Origin of the sequence: Cupriavidus sp. TMH.W2, from assembly GCF_050847365.1 — a bacterium.
Taxonomy (GTDB): Bacteria; Pseudomonadota; Gammaproteobacteria; order Burkholderiales; family Burkholderiaceae; genus Cupriavidus.
Genome location: NZ_CP193793.1, coordinates 1,767,161 through 1,783,775 on the forward strand (window position 1 = coordinate 1,767,161; position 16,615 = coordinate 1,783,775).

The window sequence follows — 16,615 nt, forward strand, 5'->3', positions numbered from 1 at the left end:
CAGCGCGCCGGCCGCCAGCCGCAAATGAAGATCAACCTGTCAATGCGCGACGTCGAAACCACGCTGTTGCTTGGCCGCACACTGAACTTCCGCCAGGCCGCCAGCCAGCTGCACCTGTCGCAATCCGCCCTGTCCACCCAGCTCCTGCGCATCGAGGAATCCCTTGGCGTGCGCCTCTTTGACCGCACCACCCGCAGCGTGCGGCTGACCGCCGCCGGCCGGGTCTTCATGCAGCAGGCCGCGCTGCTGCAGGCGGCCTTCCGCGGCGCCATCGACGCCGTGACCGGCATTGCCAGCGCCGAGCGCGGCCAGGTGGCCGTGGCGGCACTGCCCTCGCTGGCGGCGCGCATGCTGCCGCGCGTGCTGATGGCCTACCACCAGGCGCGCCCGGAAGTGGCGCTGAAGGTGCTCGACACCCTGTCCGGCCCGGCATTCGACCTGGTGCGCGCCGGCGAGGTGGATTTTGCTCTGACCGCCGCCGACCCCCAGCAGGCGAACTTGCAGTATGAGCCGCTGCTGTCGGACCGCTTCGTGCTGCTGATCCCCTCGGCGCACCCGATGGCGCGCAGCGCCGGCCCGCTGCGCTGGGCGGATACCGCCGGCGCTGCGCACGTGTCGATGACCCATCCGAGCAGCGTGCGCCAGTATGCCGAATGGGCCTTCCTGCAGAACCGCATCCGCTTTCAGCCGGTGTTCGAGGCCGAACGCCTGGCCACCATCGCGGCCATGGTCGAATGCGGCTTCGGCGTGGCCGCCCTGCCGGAGATCGCCGCCGGCACAGTGCGCCAGCCGGGCATTGTCGAGCGGCTGCTGACTGACCCGGTCACCGAGCGCTCGATCGGGCTGGTGACCTCGCGCAACCGCAGCCTGTCGCCGGCGGCTGCCGAACTGGCCGCCGCGGTGCGCATGCAGCTGGCGAGCCCGCCAGTGCGCGCCACCGCCGACACCGAGGCCGGCGCATGAGCATCATCGTCGATATCCTGATCCTGGCCGGCGTGCTGCTGGCCATCGTCGCCGTGGTGCAGGTGGCCGCCGCGCGGCTGGTGTTGCCCGAGTCCACCCTGCTGTCGGCCATCGGCATCGCCATCGGCGCGGGCTACGTGGCCATCGACGCCGCCCACCCGGACTTTGCCCGGCACTTCCTGCATCCGCTGATCGACCCCGCGCTGCCGCCCGAGGCCTACCTGTGGATCTTCCTGCCGCCGCTGCTGTTCCATGCGGCGCTGACCGCCGACGTGCGCAGCATGCTGCCGGATGCGGCGCCGATCCTGCTGCTGGCGGTGGTCGCCGTGGTGGTGGCCACCGGCGTGATCGGCGTGGCCACGGAGGCGGCAAGCGGCATGCCACTGGCGGTCTGCCTGCTGCTGGGGGCGGTGGTCGCCACCACCGACCCCGCCGCGGTGATCGCGATCTTCCGCGACGTGGGCGCGCCGGCCCGGCTGATCCGGCTGGTGGAAGGCGAAAGCCTGCTCAACGACGCCGCGGCCATCGCCATCGTCGGCGTGCTGGTGGCCATGCTGACCGGGCACGGCGCGCAGGCCACGCTGGCAGCGGGCCTGCGCGAGCTGGCCTGGTCGTTTATCGGCGGCATGCTGTGCGGCGCGCTGGCCGGGCGCCTGGTATCGGACCTGCTGCCACGCCTGGCCGGCCTGGCCATGGCCGAAAGCGCGCTGACGCTGGCACTGCCCTACCCGCTCTACCTGCTGGCCGAGCAACTGCTGGGCGTGTCGGGCGTGGTCGCCGTGGTGTGCGCGGGCCTGATGGTCAGCGCGCTCGGCCCCACGCGCCTGACTCCGCCGAACTGGCGCCACCTGCGCATGATCTGGGAACAGTTCGCGGGCATCGCCGGGGCTGTGGTGTTCCTGCTGGCCGCGGTGCGCGTGCCGTCGATGCTGGCGGGCGTGACCAGGCATCATGCCTGGCTGCTGCTGACCCTGGTCGCCGCGGCCCTGGCAGCGCGCCTGGTGACGCTGTTCGGCCTGCTGCCGCTGCTGTCCTGGCTGCGGCTGAGCGCGCCCATCAACAACGCCTTCAAGCTGGCGATCGCCTGGGGCGGGCTGCGCGGAGCGGTCACGCTGGTGCTGGCGCTGGGCATCGCCGAGAACGCCAGCCTGCCTCACGAAACGCGCCATTTCGTCGCCATCCTGGCCACCGGCTTCGTGCTGGTCAGCCTGCTGCTCAACGGCACCACGCTGCGCAGCCTGATCCACCGGCTCGGCCTGGACCAGCTCTCGCCGCAGGAACGCGCGCTGCAGCAGCAGGCGATCCGGCTCTCCACCGAGGAAGTCGAAGCCATGCTCGCGCGCGTGGCCGACTCGTTCGACCTGCCCCCCGCCGCGGCGCGCGAAGCCGCGCAGAAGTACCGGCACGGCATCGAACTGGGTTCGGCGGAATTCGACTTTGACACGGCCCTGTCCGAGCGCGACCGCCTGAGCATCGGCCTGGTCACGCTGGCCACGCGCGAACGCGAACTGATCCCCGAATACGGCGACGGCGTGATCTCGGTGGCCAACCTCGACGCGATGATGCGCAACACCTCGCAGATGATCGACGCGGCGCGCGAACAGGGCCGCATCGGCTACAACCGGGCCGCGCGGCATATCCTGGACTATCACCTCGGCTTCAAGGCGGCGCTGTTCCTGCACCGCCGGCTGGGGATCGACCGGCCGCTGGCGCGCGCCCTGGCCGACCGCTTCGAACTGCTGATCTGCCGCCAGACCGTGCTGGACCGGCTGCGCAGCTACAACCGCTCGATGCTCACGCCGGTATTTGGCGCGCGCATGGCGACAGTGCTCGACGGCGTGCTGGAAGACCGAACCAGGGCCGCCGAGGAGGGGCTGGCCGAAATGCGCGGCAAGTTCGGCGACTACACCGTGGCGCTGGAACGGCGGCTGCTGATGCTGTTCGCCTTGCGCAAGGGCCGGCTGTCGCTGGAGACCATGCGCCAAGAGGCCGTGATCTCCAAGGAGGCGTTCAAGCAGATTGCCCAGGTGATCCAGCAGGCCTGGCAGGCCAGCCTGGTGCGCCCGCCGCTGCGCGGCGTCACAAACAAGAGCGAACCCGGCACGGCATGGGGCCCGCAGACTTCAGGAAGGGTCCTTGGTGCGGGTCCGCGAGACCGCCGCCATGATGCCGATACCGAGCACGATCAGGCAGGCGATGCCGATATAGACGGACGCGAGCCCGGCCGTTGACATGCCCCAGGCAATGCCGCCGACCAGGACCAGCAGGCCGATGATGTATAGCGCGAAAGACATGAGTCCGCTCCTTGCGGTGGTGCTGAGTTCAATGTAGGCAGGGGGTGCTGCGCAAGGGATAGGACAGGAGCGGATGCTGGCGTAGGCGGGTTCTGACTCGGTAGTGACCTGGAAGGCCCCACCGCCTCGCCGCTCAGCCAAACGCCGGCATTTCTCCCAGACGCCGCACTGAAGTCCGCAACCCCTCCAGGATCGTGTCGGCCACTCTCTGCGGAAACCCTGCCGGCAACGTCGCGCCGACCGCTGCAATCACTGCCGGTGTCTGCGCGATGACGCGCCTGATCAGTGCCTCGGCATCGCCCCCCAGGAAACACCGCGGCGCCATCGCATTGAAGTGGCGCCGCTGGATATCGCGCAGGCCATAATGCCGGCTGCGTCCGGCGACAGCCATGGCCAGCTTGGCCTTATGCCTGGAGAATTGGTTGGCGCCCTGGCCCACCACCGGCCAGATCGACATCACGTCGTACAGCGGCGTCATGCGGTAGCGCCCGCCGGCCAGCAGGCGAATGCTGAAATTCTTGGCGTGCCCATCCGGCGCGGCGAGCAGCCAGAACAGCAACTGCGCGGTCATCAGCGTCTGCAGGTCGTCGGCCTGCGCCACGGAATTGCGCAGCACAGTGGCAAGCTCAATCATGCCGGGTCCGCCATCGACCTCATATTTTTGCAGCGAACTCAAGCCGAACACCTGGCAGAAATCCTCCTGCAGCAGCCGCAGCAACCATTGGCCTGACGGATGCAGCTGGCGGTCAAAACGCGTGACGCTCAGCACTTTGCGGCGGCCGAACGTCAGCATGTCGCATTCGGCCACCGGCAAGCCGTAGGCAGCGAGAATCTTCAGGCATAGCCATTCGTTCTCCACCGATGTACTCAGGTCGGCCTTGCGGTTGCCCACCAGCCCCAGGGGCAGTTTGAAAATGTGCGTGGTCGGCGTGGCGCCGTGCGGCCGCAGCCATTGACCATGATGGCGCAGCAACGCCGTCTTCTCTTGCGCGCCTGCGATGGCAATGCGGAAGTCGTCGTCGTACTCATGCCGGCCCGGTGCGGGGGTGACGACGAGATCGTCGAGCCAGCGTTCAATCTGCTCGTCTGAGAGCGGCTCGCCCTCGATTCGGTCGATGGCCGCGGGCGCTTCGTCTTCCGCCAGGATCTGCACCGCGCCCACACAATCGCGGCCGATTGCCGCCAGCAGTTCGAAGGCCTCGACCGAGCCAGTCTGGAAGCGCAGCGCCAACCGACGCCGGATGGCGTCGCTGTCTGGCAGCAGGTTGTCAAAGTAGTTGCGCACGGCATCGCCTCGCACCACGCGCCGGCTGCCCAGCCCGTACCCAAGGGACAGCGACAGCGGCCGCCCCGTCTCCGAGCGGATCCAGTCCTCCTCGTATTCCAGTTCCATGGCGGCGCCCGACGGCTGACGCCAATTGCCGACGCGCTGACCGTTGACCCAAACCGACAGGGCCGGCGTGCGTGACCTGCGTGCGGCCATGGCTACCACTCTACGGCGGCTGATTCGGCCGCCCCGGCGGCCCTATCCTGGATCACCAGTTCCAGCCCCAGCGTGCCAATCAGGGCCAGCAACTGGTCGACACTGATGCTGTCGGGGTTCAGTTCCATATGTGACATCCGGCTCTGGCTGATGTTCAGCCGGGCCGCGGCTTCGGTCTGGTTCAGTCCGGCGGCTTTGCGTGCTGCCTGCAGGATCTGGCCGAGTTGCCAGGGAGTGGAGACGATCTGCTTCATCTTTTCAAAACACCAATAAAACGGGTATTTTCATATTACCAACCACATAGGTATTTTTCAAATAACTATGACATGGGTATTCATGTATGACGATGTAGCGGATATTTGTGCCGCGAACGTCATGCTGTCATGCACCATCCTGCGCGTCTCTGTATCTGTCCGCTCCCGCGCCACCCCCGTATACTCCCGAAACCGGACGCGGCCCGCCGCTGCGCCCATGCGGTTCCCCGGCGGACGCCATACCAACAGGGCCGCGCCTCACCGATCCCGAACATAAACAAGCAACGGAGCAGCAACATGCGTGTCGCATTCCTCGGACTGGGCGTCATGGGTTTCCATATGGCCGGCCACCTCGCGGCCAAGGGCCACGAGGTCACGGTGTATAACCGCACCGCCGCCAGGGCGCAGGCCTGGGTCGGGCAGTTCGGCGGCAAGTCCGCCCCTACCCCGGCGCAGGCCGTGCGCGATGCACAGGTGGTCTGCTCCTGCGTGGGCAACGACGACGACCTGCGCTCGGTGCTGACCGGGCATGACGGCGCCTTCTTCAGCGCGCCCAGCGGCTGCATCTTTGTCGATCACACCACCGCCAGCGCCAATGTCGCGCGCGAGCTCAGCGCGGCCGCCGGCGAACGCGGCCTGCACTTTATCGACGGCCCGGTGTCCGGCGGCGAAGTCGGCGCGGAAAAAGGCATCCTGACCATCATGTGCGGCGGCGATGCCGAGGCCTATGCGCGCGCCGAGCCGGTCATTGCCGCGTACGCGCGCGCCGTGACCCGCATCGGCGAATCCGGTGCCGGCCAACTGGCCAAGATGGTCAACCAGATCAGCATCGCCGGCCTGATCCAGGGCCTGTCCGAGGCCATCGCCTTTGGCGAGCGCGCCGGCCTGGACATGCGCCTGGTGCTGGACGTGATCAGCAAGGGTGCGGCCGGCTCCTGGCAGCTCGAGAACCGCGGCCCCGCCATGATCGACAACAAGTTCGACTTCGGCTTCGCGGTGGACTGGATGCGCAAGGACCTGGGCCTGTGCCTGGACGAGGCGCGCCGCAACGGCGCCGGCCTGCCGGTCACCGCGCTGGTGGACCAGTTCTATGCCGACCTCCAGCAGATGGGCTGTGGCCGCGCCGATACCTCGTCGCTGATCAAGCGCCTGCGCCAGCACAGCCAGGACGCCTGAGGCCACTGCCGCGCCACCTGCCGTCGTCCGATTCCTACAGTGCAATCGGCGCTCCTCGGAAAGGCCGCGGACGGCCACACGCCTAAGCTTGACGCATCAGGGCCAGTTGCTCGCGGCCGGCCCGGCAACCAGGCAGGAGACCATCATGTGGAAACTCGCAGGAGCGCTTCTGGCAAGCGCAAGCATGGCGCTGGCCGGCTGTACGGCGGCGGGCGCAGTGGCCGGCGGCGTGGCCGGGCATGAGCTGACCCACGACAGCACGGCAGGGACCATCGGCGGCGCCGTGGTGGGCGGCGTGGTTGGCCACGAACTGGGCAAGTAGGCAGCCCCCTGGCCAACAATGAGCAAGGCCGCTTCGCGCGGCCTTGCTGCTTTTCTGCCTTGTGCCTACGCCGTGTGCCTTGACGATGTGCCGTCAGGCGGCCGCCGCAAGCGCTGCAACACCAGCATCGGCAGCCGCAACACGAACCCGGCCAGCAGCCGCAGGTGCATCCCCGTCAGCAGCAGGTTGTCGCGCAAATAGCGGAAATGCGATACCCCGCCCTCGCGCTGGCTGAAATAGCGCACCGGCGCGTCGACGTTGAAAGGCCGCACGCCCCGCCAGCACAGGCGCACGGCGACTTCCGGATCAAAGTCGAAACGCCGCATCCAGCGGCTTTCCTGCATGACCGCGCGCAGCGGCGCGATCGGGTAGACGCGGAAGCCGTAGAGGGAATCGCCGATGCCCGCCCACAGCGTTTCCACATCGACCCAGAAGTTGGACATGCGCCGCCAGTAAACCCGCTCGCGCGGCGCACTGGCGTCGAACACCGGCCGACCCAGCACCATCGCCTCAGGCTCGCGCTGCGATACCGCCATGAATTGCGGGATCAGGTGGGCCGGATGCTGGCCGTCGGAATCCATCGCCAGCACATGCGTAAAGCCCGCCGCGGCGGCCGCATCGATGCCATGCAGCACCGCAGCGCCCTTGCCCTGGTTGCGCGGCAGCACCAGCACGCGCAGTCCGGGGTCGGTGGCCGCCTGTGCCTGCAGCCACTGCACGCTGCCGTCGGTGCTGCCGTCGACCACCACCCACACCGGCGTCCAGGCGGCACGGGCGGCGCGCAGCACCTCGTGCAGGCGCACGCCCGGGTTGTAGCTGGGGATCAGCACCAGGTGTGTGGCGGAAGGCGCGGCACGGCCGTTCACCAGCGCCGGCGCGGGCGTGGCTTGCTGCGGCATATCGTGCTCCTGTCCTGGCTGGCGAGAGTGAGAGTGCGGGGAGCCTGGCGGCTAGCGCGTGCGTTGTTCCGCCAGGTAGGCGGCCAGGCTGCCCAGCGAGGCAAAGATGGTCTTGTTGTCGGGGTTGTCCGAGCGCAGTTCCACGCCATACTTGCGCGATACCAGCAGGGCGATCTCGAGGATGTCGATGGAGTCCAGGCCAAAGCCGTCGCCATACAGCGGCGTGGCGGCATTGACGTCCTCCAGCCGCAATTCGGCGATGTCGAGTTCGTCGATGATCAGGCGGGCAAGTTCGGTTTCGAGTTCGGTCATGTTGCTCAATGGCTGGAACGCCTGGCTGGAAAGCCGTTGCGGCACACGTCCGGGAAGGTTGCCCCGGTGCGCGCGTCGGGCACCCGATGCTATCAAATGGGGCAATCCCGGGCCAGTTGAGAGAAGTTTAGTAACAACATCAACACCCCTTTCGGGAATCATCATCGCGTCCGGAGGGTCTTTTGGGGTATAAAGCGTTCGCTTCGCCTGCCTCGCGACCGCCATTCTAGGCTATGTGCCGGACCAGGCGCCCAAGCCAAGCGACTTGCGCAACACACAACAACTCCCCCTGATGCCTTCGAGCCAGTCTTTTGACCGCCCTTCTCTGCCCGCCGCAACGCCAGTGGCCACCCGGCAGGACGCAACCGTCCAGGCAGGACGGCGCCATGCCTGGATTGGCGCAGTAGCTGGCTTTGTCGTCTACGAATCCGCCTTGCATCGCGCGGCACAGCAGCCGGGCGCCGAGGTGGCCGCGCTGTTTCTGGGCGCGGCACCGTTCCTGGTGATCGGCTTCCTGGCCTGCCGCCGCGCTGTGGGGCGTACCCCCGCCCTGGTTGGCCTGCTGGCCGCCTGCGCCGCGCTGTGGATCTGGCGCGCGCCGCTGGCCGCGCATTTCGGCTGGACCTATTACCTGCAGCACGCGGGCATCAACACCGCGCTGGGCGCGATGTTCGCACTGAGCCTGCGCCGCGGCAGCACCCCCCTGTGCACCCAGATCGCGACGGCGATCCATGGCCCGCTGTCCGCCGCGCACGCGCGCTACACCGTGCGCGTGACCCAGGCCTGGACGCTGTTCTTTGCCGCGATGGTGGGCGTGTCGACGCTGCTGTTCGTGCTGGCCCCGGTCGCGGCCTGGTCCAGCTTTGCCAACCTTGCCACGCCGCTGCTGATCGCCCTGATGTTCGTGGTCGAGGCCGTGTGCCGCCGCATCGCCTTTCCAGGCATGCGCCATGGCGGCCTGCTGGACGCGGTGCATGGCTACCGCGCCGTCATGGCTGCCCGTGCGGGCCGGCCCGGCCTGCCGCGATGACGCGGCGCAACCCGGCTCCTACACTGGCAACAGGCCGAGGCTCCGTCCCATGACCACGCTCCCCATCGTCGCGCACGCCTCGCCCGAAGACATCATCGCCTGGGCGCATGGGCGGCCCGTCACGGTGCGGCAGTTCCTGGCTGACGCAGCCAGCCTGGCCGCCGCGCTGCCGGCGGGCGGCCACGTGTTCAATGCCTGCGCCGACCGCTACCGCTTCACCGTCGGCCTCTGCGCCGCGCTGCTGGCGGGCAAGGCCACGCTGCTGCCGCCGTCGCACACGCCCGAGATGGTGCGCCAGCTGCTTGCCTTCGCCCCAGACGCCTTCTGCCTGCACGACCAGCCCGATGCGGCATTCGACATGCCGGCCGTCCACTATCGCGACGGCCTGGCCGGCACGGTATCGAATGGCCCGGCCGACATTCCCCGGATTCCGGCAGCGCAGGTCATGGCCTATGTGTTCACGTCGGGCTCGACCGGCACGCCGGTGCCGCATCGCAAGACCTGGGGCGCGATGGCACGCTGCGCGCGCGCGGCGGCGCAACGGCTTGGCCTGCTCGACGGGCGTGCCTGGACGCTGGCGGGCACGGTGCCGCCGCAGCATATGTTCGGACTGGAAGCCACGGTCATGCTGGTGCTGCAGGGCCGCGCGGCCCTGGTGGCGGCGCCGGCCTTCTATCCGGCCGATGTCAGCGATGCGCTGGCCTCGGTGCCGGCCCCGCGTGCGCTGGTCAGCTCGCCCGTGCACCTGCGCACCCTGGTGCAGTCAGACCTGGCAATGCCCGCTGCGGACCTGGTGCTGTGCGCCACGGCGCCGCTCGGCCGCCTACTGGCAACCGAGGCCGAGGCACTGTTCCGCGCTCCGCTGTGCGAGATCTACGGCAGCACCGAGACCGGCCAGCTCGCCACGCGCCGCACCGCCCAAACCGACGCCTGGACGCTGGTGCCAGGCGTGCGGCTGCAAGCGCGCCCGAATGCCGCCGGCGACGATACCGAAACCTGGGCCGAAGGCGGCCATATCGAACAGCCGGTGCCGCTGGGCGACGCCATCGCCCAGATCGATGACGAACGGTTCGTGCTCCATGGCCGCAAGGCCGACATGCTCAATATCGCCGGCAAACGCACCTCGCTGGGTTACCTGAACCACCAGCTCACGGCCATCGACGGCGTGCACGACGGCGCGTTCTTCATGCCCGATGACGCCCACGAAGGCGATACGCATGGCCACGTGGTGCGGCTGGTTGCGGTGGTGGTCGCGCCGGGCATTGCGCCTGCAAGGCTGCAGCAGGCGCTGCGCGCGCGGATCGATCCTGCCTTCATGCCGCGGCCGCTGTACTTTGCCGACAGCCTGCCGCGCAATGCCGCCGGCAAGCTGCCGCGCGAAGCGCTGGCAGCGCTGGTCGCAAGGCTTGCCGCGGGGCAACCCCGCGATCGCATGCCCGGTTTTGTCATCGACGCCGGCCACCCGGCCATCGCCGGCCACTTCCCGGGGCATCCCATCGTGCCGGGCGTGGTGCTGCTGGACCATGCCGTGCTTGCACTCGGCGCGGCCCTGGGCCGCCCGCTCGCGGTGACGCAGGCCGGCATGCTCAAGTTCCTGAGCCCGGTGCGCCCGGGCGAGCGCGTGGAGATCGCGCACCAGGCCGACGCGGCAGCCAATGGCGGCGAGACCATCCGCTTCACGCTGCGCAGCGCCGGGCGCGATGTTGCCAGCGGCACGCTGCAGGTGCGCGGCGCCGCGCCGCAGGCGGGGGCATCGCCATGCTGAGCTGGCTGTGGCGGCGGCAGGTGCCGCTGGACGCCGAATGGTCCCGCCGCAAGGAGCGCGGCAACCTCACCCTGCTGCGCGTCATGACCTGGATCTCGCTGGCGCTCGGACGCCCCGCCGGGCGCGTGGTGCTGCGGGGGATCGCGGCCTACTTCATGCTGTTCGCGCCGGCGGCGCGCCATGCGTCGCGGGCGTACATGGACCGCGCGCTCGGACGCAAGGCCAACTGGAGCGATGGCTACCGGCATGTGTTCACGTTCGCCTCAACCATCCACGACCGCATCTACCTGCTCAACGGCCGCTTCGACTTGTTCGATATCCGCCTGCACGGCGAGGGGCTGCTGGAAGCCGCGATGGCACGCGGGCGCGGGGCCATCCTGCTGGGTGCGCACCTGGGCAGCTTCGAGGTGGTGCGCGCGCTCGGACGGCGCCATCCGGACATGGAAGTCGCGATCACCATGTATGAGGAGAACGCGCACAAGCTCAACGACGTGCTGCAGTCGATCAACCCGGCGATGCGCCAGGACGTGATTGCGCTGGGCCGCTTCGACACCATGCTGCGGGTGCGCGACTATCTTGACCGGGGCTACATGATCGGCATGCTGGCCGACCGCACGCTGTCGCAGCGCGCCACCGACCCGGTGCAGCAGTGCAGCTTCCTCGGCACGCCCACCGGCTTCCCCACCGGCCCGCTGCGCATGGCGGCGATGCTGCGCCGGCCGGTGTTCTTCATCACCGGCCTGTACCGCGGCGGCAACCGCTACGATGTCCACTTCGTGCCATTGGCGGACTTCTCGGAGACCGCGCGCGGCCAGCGCGAAGCGGCCGTGCAGACCGCGCTGTCGGATTACGTGCGGCTGCTGGAGCGGTTCTGCCGCAGCGCCCCGTACAACTGGTTCAACTTCTACGATTTCTGGCACGCCGGGCCGCCGCTGTCCGAGCAGCCGCCGCCGGGGAACGAGCCCTAACCCGTGAGCTGCGATTGATGCTTCTTTCCACGCGCCCTTTCCGTTGCCTGCTGCCAATGCTGCTGGCGAGCGCCACGCTTGCACTCGCGACGCCGTCCGGCGCCGCCGCGCCCGCCGGCTCTGCCGCGTTCGGCGTCGATCAGCTGATGTCCACGCTGGCGCAACGCAAGTCAGGGCGCGTGCTGTTTACCGAAACCAAGTACCTGGCGATCCTGGACAAGCCGGTGCAGTCGTCGGGCGAACTGCGGTTCACGGCGCCCGACCACCTGGAAAAGCGCACGCTGTCGCCCAAGCCCGAAAACCTGGTGCTCGACGGCGACATGCTGACGGTCGAGCGCGACGGCAAGCGCTACACCATGCCGCTGCAGAACTACCCTGAAATCGCGGCTTTTATCGAAAGCATCCGCGGCACGCTGGCGGGCAACCGGGATACGCTGGAGCGCTACTACAAGCTTGGCCTGGAGGGCCGCGCCAGCCGCTGGACCCTGACGCTGACGCCGGCGGACTCGCGCATGGCCGCGGCCGTCAGCCAGGTGCGCATCGACGGCAGGCAGGACGCGCTGGACCAGGTCGAGATCCGGCAGGCCGACGGCGACCGCTCGGTGATGAAGATCCGGCCGGCCGGCAGCCGATGAGCGCAGCACCGCGCCGCCTGGCACTGGCGCTCTGGGTCTTCGCCCTGCTTGCGTGCGCCGCCGTGATCAGCCGCACCACCTTCACCGCCGACCTCTCCGCCTTCCTGCCGCGGCTGCCCAGCGCCGAACAGCAACTGCTGGTGAGCCAGTTGCGCGACGGGCTGGTATCGCGCCTGATCCTGGTGGGAATCGAGGGCGGCAATGCCGACGGCCGCGCCGCGGTTTCGCGCGCGATGGCGGCACAGCTGCGCGGCGACCGGCGTTTCACCGCGATCCAGAACGGCGAACCGGTCAACCAGGGGGCCGACCAGGACTACGTCTTCGCGCATCGCTACCTGCTGAGTCCCGAGGTCACACCAGAGCGCTTCAGTGAACGCGGCCTGGCCCAGGCGGTGAACGAATCGTTCGAACTGCTGGCGTCATCCGCCGGGCTCTTCACCAAGTCATTGCTGCCGCGCGACCCCACCGGTGAAGTGGCGGCGATGATGGCGCAGCTCGATGCCGGGCAGCGCGTGCCGATGCACGCGGGCGCCTGGGCCTCGCGCGATGGCAGGCGCGCGGTGTTGCTGGCGCAGACGGCCAGCGCCGGCGCCGATACCGATGCGCAGGCGCAGGCCATGGACGCCGTGCGCGAAGCGTTTGCCAGGGCCTCGGCAGCCGGCCCTTACAAGCTGGTGATGACGGGCCCCGGCGTGTTCTCGGTCAATGCACGCGACACCATCCGGCATGATGTCGAGCGCCTGTCGACCATCGGCCTGGCCATCATCGTCACGCTGCTGCTGGTGGTCTACCGCTCGCTGCCGCTGCTGGTGCTTGGGCTGGTGCCCGTGCTCAGCGGGGCGCTGGCGGGCATCGCCGCGGTCAGCCTGGGTTTTGGCGGCTCGGTGCACGGGCTGACGCTCGGCTTCGGCACCACGCTGATCGGCGAGGCGGTCGACTATTCGATCTACCTGTTCGTGCAGTCCGCGCAATACACGCGCGACGGCCGGCGCGACGAACGCGCCTGGCTGGGTGGCTTCTGGCCCACGGTGCGCCTGGGCGTGCTGACTTCAGTGTGCGGCTTTGCCTCGCTGCTGCTGTCGGGCTTTCCGGGGCTGGCGCAGCTGGGCTTGTATTCGATCGCGGGGCTGGCGGCCGCGGCGCTGGTGACGCGCTTCGTGCTGCCGCAACTGGTGCCGGCCACGCTGCACCTGCGCGAGGTGGCGCCGCTGGGCCGCAAGCTGCAGTGGCTGGCGGCGCGCGCGCACCGGGTGCGCTGGCTGGTGGCGCTGCTGGTGGTGGCGGCCTGCACCGTGCTGGCCATGCACCGCGGCACGCTGTGGGGGCGCGAGCTGCAGGCGCTGAGCCCGGTGTCTGCCAGCGACCAGGCACTCGACGCGTCGCTGCGCGAAGACCTGGGCGCACCCGACGTGCGCTACCTGGTGGTGCTGTCCGGGCCGGACCAGGAATCCGTGCTGCAGGGCGCGGAGCGCGTGGCGCACGAACTGGACCCGCTGGTGGCGCAGAACTTCATCGGCGGCTACGAGAGCCCGGCGCGCTACCTGCCCAGCGCGGCGACCCAGCGCGAGCGCCAGGCCAGCCTGCCGCCGCCGGATGTGCTGGCGCAGCGTCTGCAGGCCGCGGTCGCCACGCAGCCGGTGCGGGCATCGCTGTTCGCCCCGTTCCTGGCGCAGGCCGAGGCAGCACGCACCGGCGCGCTGCTGCGGCGCGAGGACCTGCGCGGCACCTCGATGGCACTGGCCGTCGATGCGCTGCTGGCGCAGCGCGACGGGCGCTGGAGCGCCACCCTGCCACTGCGCGCGCCCGTCCACACGCCGGGCAGCGCCAGCGCGGCCGACGGCGTCGACAGCGATGCGGTGCGCGCCGCCATCAAGCGGGCCGGCGTGGCCGATACGCTGTTCGTTGACCTCAAGGGCGAGTCGGACCGTCTCTACACCGGCTACCTGCGCGAAGCCCTGCTGCTGTCGCTGGCCGGCCTGCTGGCGATCATCGCCCTGCTGGCCGTGGCGCTGCGCTCGCCGCGGCGCGTGCTGGCCACGGTGCTGCCGCTGGCCGCCGCGGCCCTGGTGGTGCTGGGCGGGCTGGCGGCGCTGGGCCAGCCGCTGACGCTGCTGCACCTGGTGGGCCTGCTGCTGCTGGTGGCGGTGGGCTCCAACTACGCGCTATTCTTCAATGGCCCCGCGGCGGGCAGCCAGGTGGCGCGCGCTTCACCGCACACGCTGGTGTCCCTGCTGCTGGCCAACCTGACCACGGTTGCCGCCTTTGGCCTGCTGGCGCTGTCGAGCCTGCCGCTGCTGAAGGCGTTCGGCCTGACCGTCGGCCCCGGTGCCGTGCTGGCCCTGTGGTTTTCGGCGATCCTGGCGCCCCACGCGGCGTCGGAGACAGCCGGGAGTGCAACATGAATCCGTTACCCGCACCGGGCGTTGCCTTGCCCGACGCTGCCAGCCGCCGTCCCTGGCGGCCCAGCCCGCTGCTTTGCGGCGCCGCCGCCGTGCACGTGGGCGCGATGGTCGCCTACCCCGAGAGCATGGGCGTGGCGCTGGCCGGCATCGGCGCCACCCATGCGGCGATGTGCGCCGCCGGCCTGTGGCCGCGCAGCAACTGGCTCGGCCCCAACCTGCTGCGCCTGCCGCCATCAGCCCACGACTGCGTGGCCCTGACCTTCGACGATGGCCCCAACCCGGCCGTGACACCGCGTGTGCTCGACATGCTGGACCAGCATGGCGCGCGCGCGACCTTCTTCTGCGTCGGCCAACGCGCCGCGGCACATCCTGAACTGCTGCGCGAGATCGTCCGCCGCGGCCACGCCGTGGAAAACCACAGCATGTACCACCGGCTGCACTTCTCGATCTTCGGGCCCGGGCGCATGCAGCGCGATATCGCCGCCGCCCAGCAGGTGCTGGCGGATATCACCGGCCAGGCGCCGCGCTTCTTCCGCGCCCCGGCCGGGCTGCGCAATCCGTTCCTGGAGCCGGTCCTGTGCCGGCTCGGCCTGCGGCTGGCGGCGTGGACCCGGCGCGGCTTCGATACCCGCAGCGGCGACAACGCCGCGCGCGTGGCGCAGCGCCTTGCCGGCAAGCTGGGCGGGCGCGACATCCTGCTGCTGCATGACGGCAATCCCGGCCTGGATGCCGCCGGCAATCCGCACTGCATCACCGTGCTGCCAGGGCTGCTTGCCGCCATCGAGCGGGCCGGCCTGCGCTGCGTGACGCTACGCTCGGTCGTGCCCCCGGTCTGAGGCGCCAGCCGCTTGTTACAATTGGCACTGCCTTCTGAAACTTCTTCCATCCGCCCAATCCAAGCCGTGTCTCCGCTCCTGTTCTCGCATTTCACGGCCACCAGCTGCCTCGGCGCCGGTACCGACGCCACCCTGTCGGCGCTGCGCGCGCAGCGCGGCGGCCTGGCGCCCTGCCGCTTCAGCGACGCCGCGCTCGACACCTTCGTCGGTGAAGTGCCAGGCCTCGACGCCGTGGCCCTGCCAGCCGCACTGGCCGAGTTCGACTGCCGCAATAACCGGCTGGCGCAACTGGCACTGGAGCAGGACGGCTTTGCCGCCCGCGTGCGCGAAGCCGCGGCGCGCTACGGCGCCCACCGGATCGGCGTGTTTCTCGGCACCAGCACCGCAGGCGTGCTGCAGACGGAACTGGGCTACCGCCAGCGCGATCCCGCCAGCGGTGCGCTGCCGCCGGGCTTCCACTACGGCGGCACCCACAATCCCTATTCGCTGCCGGCGTTCCTGCGCCAGTCCCTGGGCCTGGCCGGACCGGCGGCGGCGGTGTCGTCGGCCTGTTCGTCCGGTGCCAAGGTGTTCAGCTCGGCGCGGCGCATGCTGGAGGCGGGGCTGATCGATGCCGCCGTGGTCGGCGGCGTCGACTCGCTGTGCCACACCACGCTATACGGCTTCAATGCGTTGGAACTGCTGTCCCGCCAGCCCTGCCGTCCCTACGACGTGGCGCGCAACGGCATCTCGATCGGCGAGGGGGCGGCCTTCGGCCTGCTCGAACGCGTAAGCGGCACGCCGCAAGACGATGCCATCCTCCTGACCGGCATCGGCGAATCGAGCGACGCGCACCATATGTCGACGCCACACCCGCAGGGGCTGGGCGCGCGCATGGCGATGGAACAGGCACTGGCCAGCGCAGGCATTGCGCCGGCGCAGGTCGGCTACGTCAACCTGCACGGCACGGCCACGCGCAGCAACGACGCCGCCGAAGCCCTGGCCATGGCCGCGGTACTGCCCGGCACGCCGTGCAGTTCCACCAAGGGCGCCACCGGGCATGCGCTGGGCGCAGCCGGTGCGCTCGAGGCCGTGATCTGCGCCCTGGCGCTGCGCCATGGCTTCATGCCTGCCGGCATCAACACCACGCAGGTGGACCCGGCGCTGGACGTGAACTACCAGCTCGCCAACCGGGACGCAGCGCTGCACTATGCGATGAGCAATGCGTTCGGCTTCGGCGGATCCAACTGCAGCCTGCTGTTCGCCCGTGCGGACGCGGTTTCTCACTGAGCCAGCG

15 protein-coding genes are annotated in these 16,615 nt (G+C 69.6%); 11 read left to right on the top strand and 4 right to left on the bottom strand.

What is annotated here, in order from left to right; all coding sequences use genetic code 11:
* The first annotated feature begins 24 nt into the window (after window positions 1-24).
* The gene (locus ACREYQ_RS25515) at window positions 25-963 is read left to right on the top strand and encodes a LysR substrate-binding domain-containing protein (RefSeq protein WP_432260766.1); all 939 of its coding nucleotides are present in this window, start codon (window positions 25-27) and stop codon (window positions 961-963) included.
* A complete protein-coding gene (locus tag ACREYQ_RS25520; protein WP_432260767.1) occupies window positions 960-3,194 on the top strand; it encodes a cation:proton antiporter in 2,235 nt (744 codons plus the stop codon). Before ACREYQ_RS25515 ends, ACREYQ_RS25520 begins: the two co-directional genes overlap by 4 nt.
* A gap of 196 nt (window positions 3,195-3,390) precedes the next feature.
* Here the strand turns inward: ACREYQ_RS25520 and ACREYQ_RS25525 are convergent, their stop codons facing one another.
* The gene (locus tag ACREYQ_RS25525; protein ID WP_432260768.1) at window positions 3,391-4,740 is read right to left on the bottom strand and encodes a type II toxin-antitoxin system HipA family toxin; all 1,350 of its coding nucleotides are present in this window, start codon (window positions 4,738-4,740) and stop codon (window positions 3,391-3,393) included.
* A gap of 2 nt (window positions 4,741-4,742) precedes the next feature.
* Complete coding sequence (locus ACREYQ_RS25530) at window positions 4,743-4,994, bottom strand: helix-turn-helix domain-containing protein (RefSeq protein ID WP_432260769.1); 252 nt, start codon at window positions 4,992-4,994, stop codon at window positions 4,743-4,745.
* Between the two features lie 297 nt (window positions 4,995-5,291).
* Here ACREYQ_RS25530 and ACREYQ_RS25535 point away from each other — a divergent pair, with 297 nt between their 5' ends.
* Together ACREYQ_RS25535 and ACREYQ_RS25540 are read left to right on the top strand one after the other, a co-directional pair.
* On the top strand, window positions 5,292-6,170 hold the full coding sequence (locus tag ACREYQ_RS25535; protein WP_432260770.1) for an NAD(P)-dependent oxidoreductase: 879 nt from the start codon (window positions 5,292-5,294) through the stop codon (window positions 6,168-6,170).
* A 145-nt stretch (window positions 6,171-6,315) separates the two neighbouring features.
* Window positions 6,316-6,492 carry a glycine zipper 2TM domain-containing protein gene (locus ACREYQ_RS25540; protein WP_432260771.1) on the top strand — a complete coding sequence of 59 codons (177 nt, stop codon included), beginning with the start codon at window positions 6,316-6,318 and terminating at the stop codon, window positions 6,490-6,492.
* A gap of 65 nt (window positions 6,493-6,557) precedes the next feature.
* Here the strand turns inward: ACREYQ_RS25540 and ACREYQ_RS25545 are convergent, their stop codons facing one another.
* The gene (locus ACREYQ_RS25545) at window positions 6,558-7,391 is read right to left on the bottom strand and encodes a glycosyltransferase family 2 protein (RefSeq protein ID WP_432260772.1); all 834 of its coding nucleotides are present in this window, start codon (window positions 7,389-7,391) and stop codon (window positions 6,558-6,560) included.
* A 51-nt stretch (window positions 7,392-7,442) separates the two neighbouring features.
* Window positions 7,443-7,703 (bottom strand): phosphopantetheine-binding protein, encoded by a 261-nt coding sequence (locus ACREYQ_RS25550; protein WP_078200395.1) that lies wholly within the window; start codon window positions 7,701-7,703, stop codon window positions 7,443-7,445.
* A 292-nt stretch (window positions 7,704-7,995) separates the two neighbouring features.
* On the opposite strand from ACREYQ_RS25550, the gene ACREYQ_RS25555 reads away from it, so the two are divergent.
* The 7 genes from ACREYQ_RS25555 (at window position 7,996) to ACREYQ_RS25585 (ending at window position 16,608) form a co-directional block, all read left to right on the top strand.
* On the top strand, window positions 7,996-8,733 hold the full coding sequence (locus ACREYQ_RS25555; protein WP_432260773.1) for an acyl carrier protein: 738 nt from the start codon (window positions 7,996-7,998) through the stop codon (window positions 8,731-8,733).
* Between the two features lie 49 nt (window positions 8,734-8,782).
* The gene (locus ACREYQ_RS25560) at window positions 8,783-10,498 is read left to right on the top strand and encodes an AMP-binding protein (protein WP_432260774.1); all 1,716 of its coding nucleotides are present in this window, start codon (window positions 8,783-8,785) and stop codon (window positions 10,496-10,498) included.
* The gene (locus tag ACREYQ_RS25565) at window positions 10,492-11,466 is read left to right on the top strand and encodes an acyl-CoA synthetase (protein WP_432260775.1); all 975 of its coding nucleotides are present in this window, start codon (window positions 10,492-10,494) and stop codon (window positions 11,464-11,466) included. Before ACREYQ_RS25560 ends, ACREYQ_RS25565 begins: the two co-directional genes overlap by 7 nt.
* A gap of 17 nt (window positions 11,467-11,483) precedes the next feature.
* Window positions 11,484-12,101: a LolA-related protein gene (locus tag ACREYQ_RS25570; protein WP_432260776.1), complete on the top strand. Its 618-nt coding sequence runs from the start codon at window positions 11,484-11,486 to the stop codon at window positions 12,099-12,101.
* On the top strand, window positions 12,098-14,503 hold the full coding sequence (locus tag ACREYQ_RS25575; RefSeq protein ID WP_432260777.1) for an MMPL family transporter: 2,406 nt from the start codon (window positions 12,098-12,100) through the stop codon (window positions 14,501-14,503). Before ACREYQ_RS25570 ends, ACREYQ_RS25575 begins: the two co-directional genes overlap by 4 nt.
* Window positions 14,500-15,339 carry a polysaccharide deacetylase family protein gene (locus ACREYQ_RS25580; RefSeq protein ID WP_432260778.1) on the top strand — a complete coding sequence of 280 codons (840 nt, stop codon included), beginning with the start codon at window positions 14,500-14,502 and terminating at the stop codon, window positions 15,337-15,339. Before ACREYQ_RS25575 ends, ACREYQ_RS25580 begins: the two co-directional genes overlap by 4 nt.
* A 66-nt stretch (window positions 15,340-15,405) precedes the next feature.
* The gene (locus ACREYQ_RS25585; protein WP_432260779.1) at window positions 15,406-16,608 is read left to right on the top strand and encodes a beta-ketoacyl-[acyl-carrier-protein] synthase family protein; all 1,203 of its coding nucleotides are present in this window, start codon (window positions 15,406-15,408) and stop codon (window positions 16,606-16,608) included.
* Window positions 16,609-16,615: the final 7 nt, after the last annotated feature.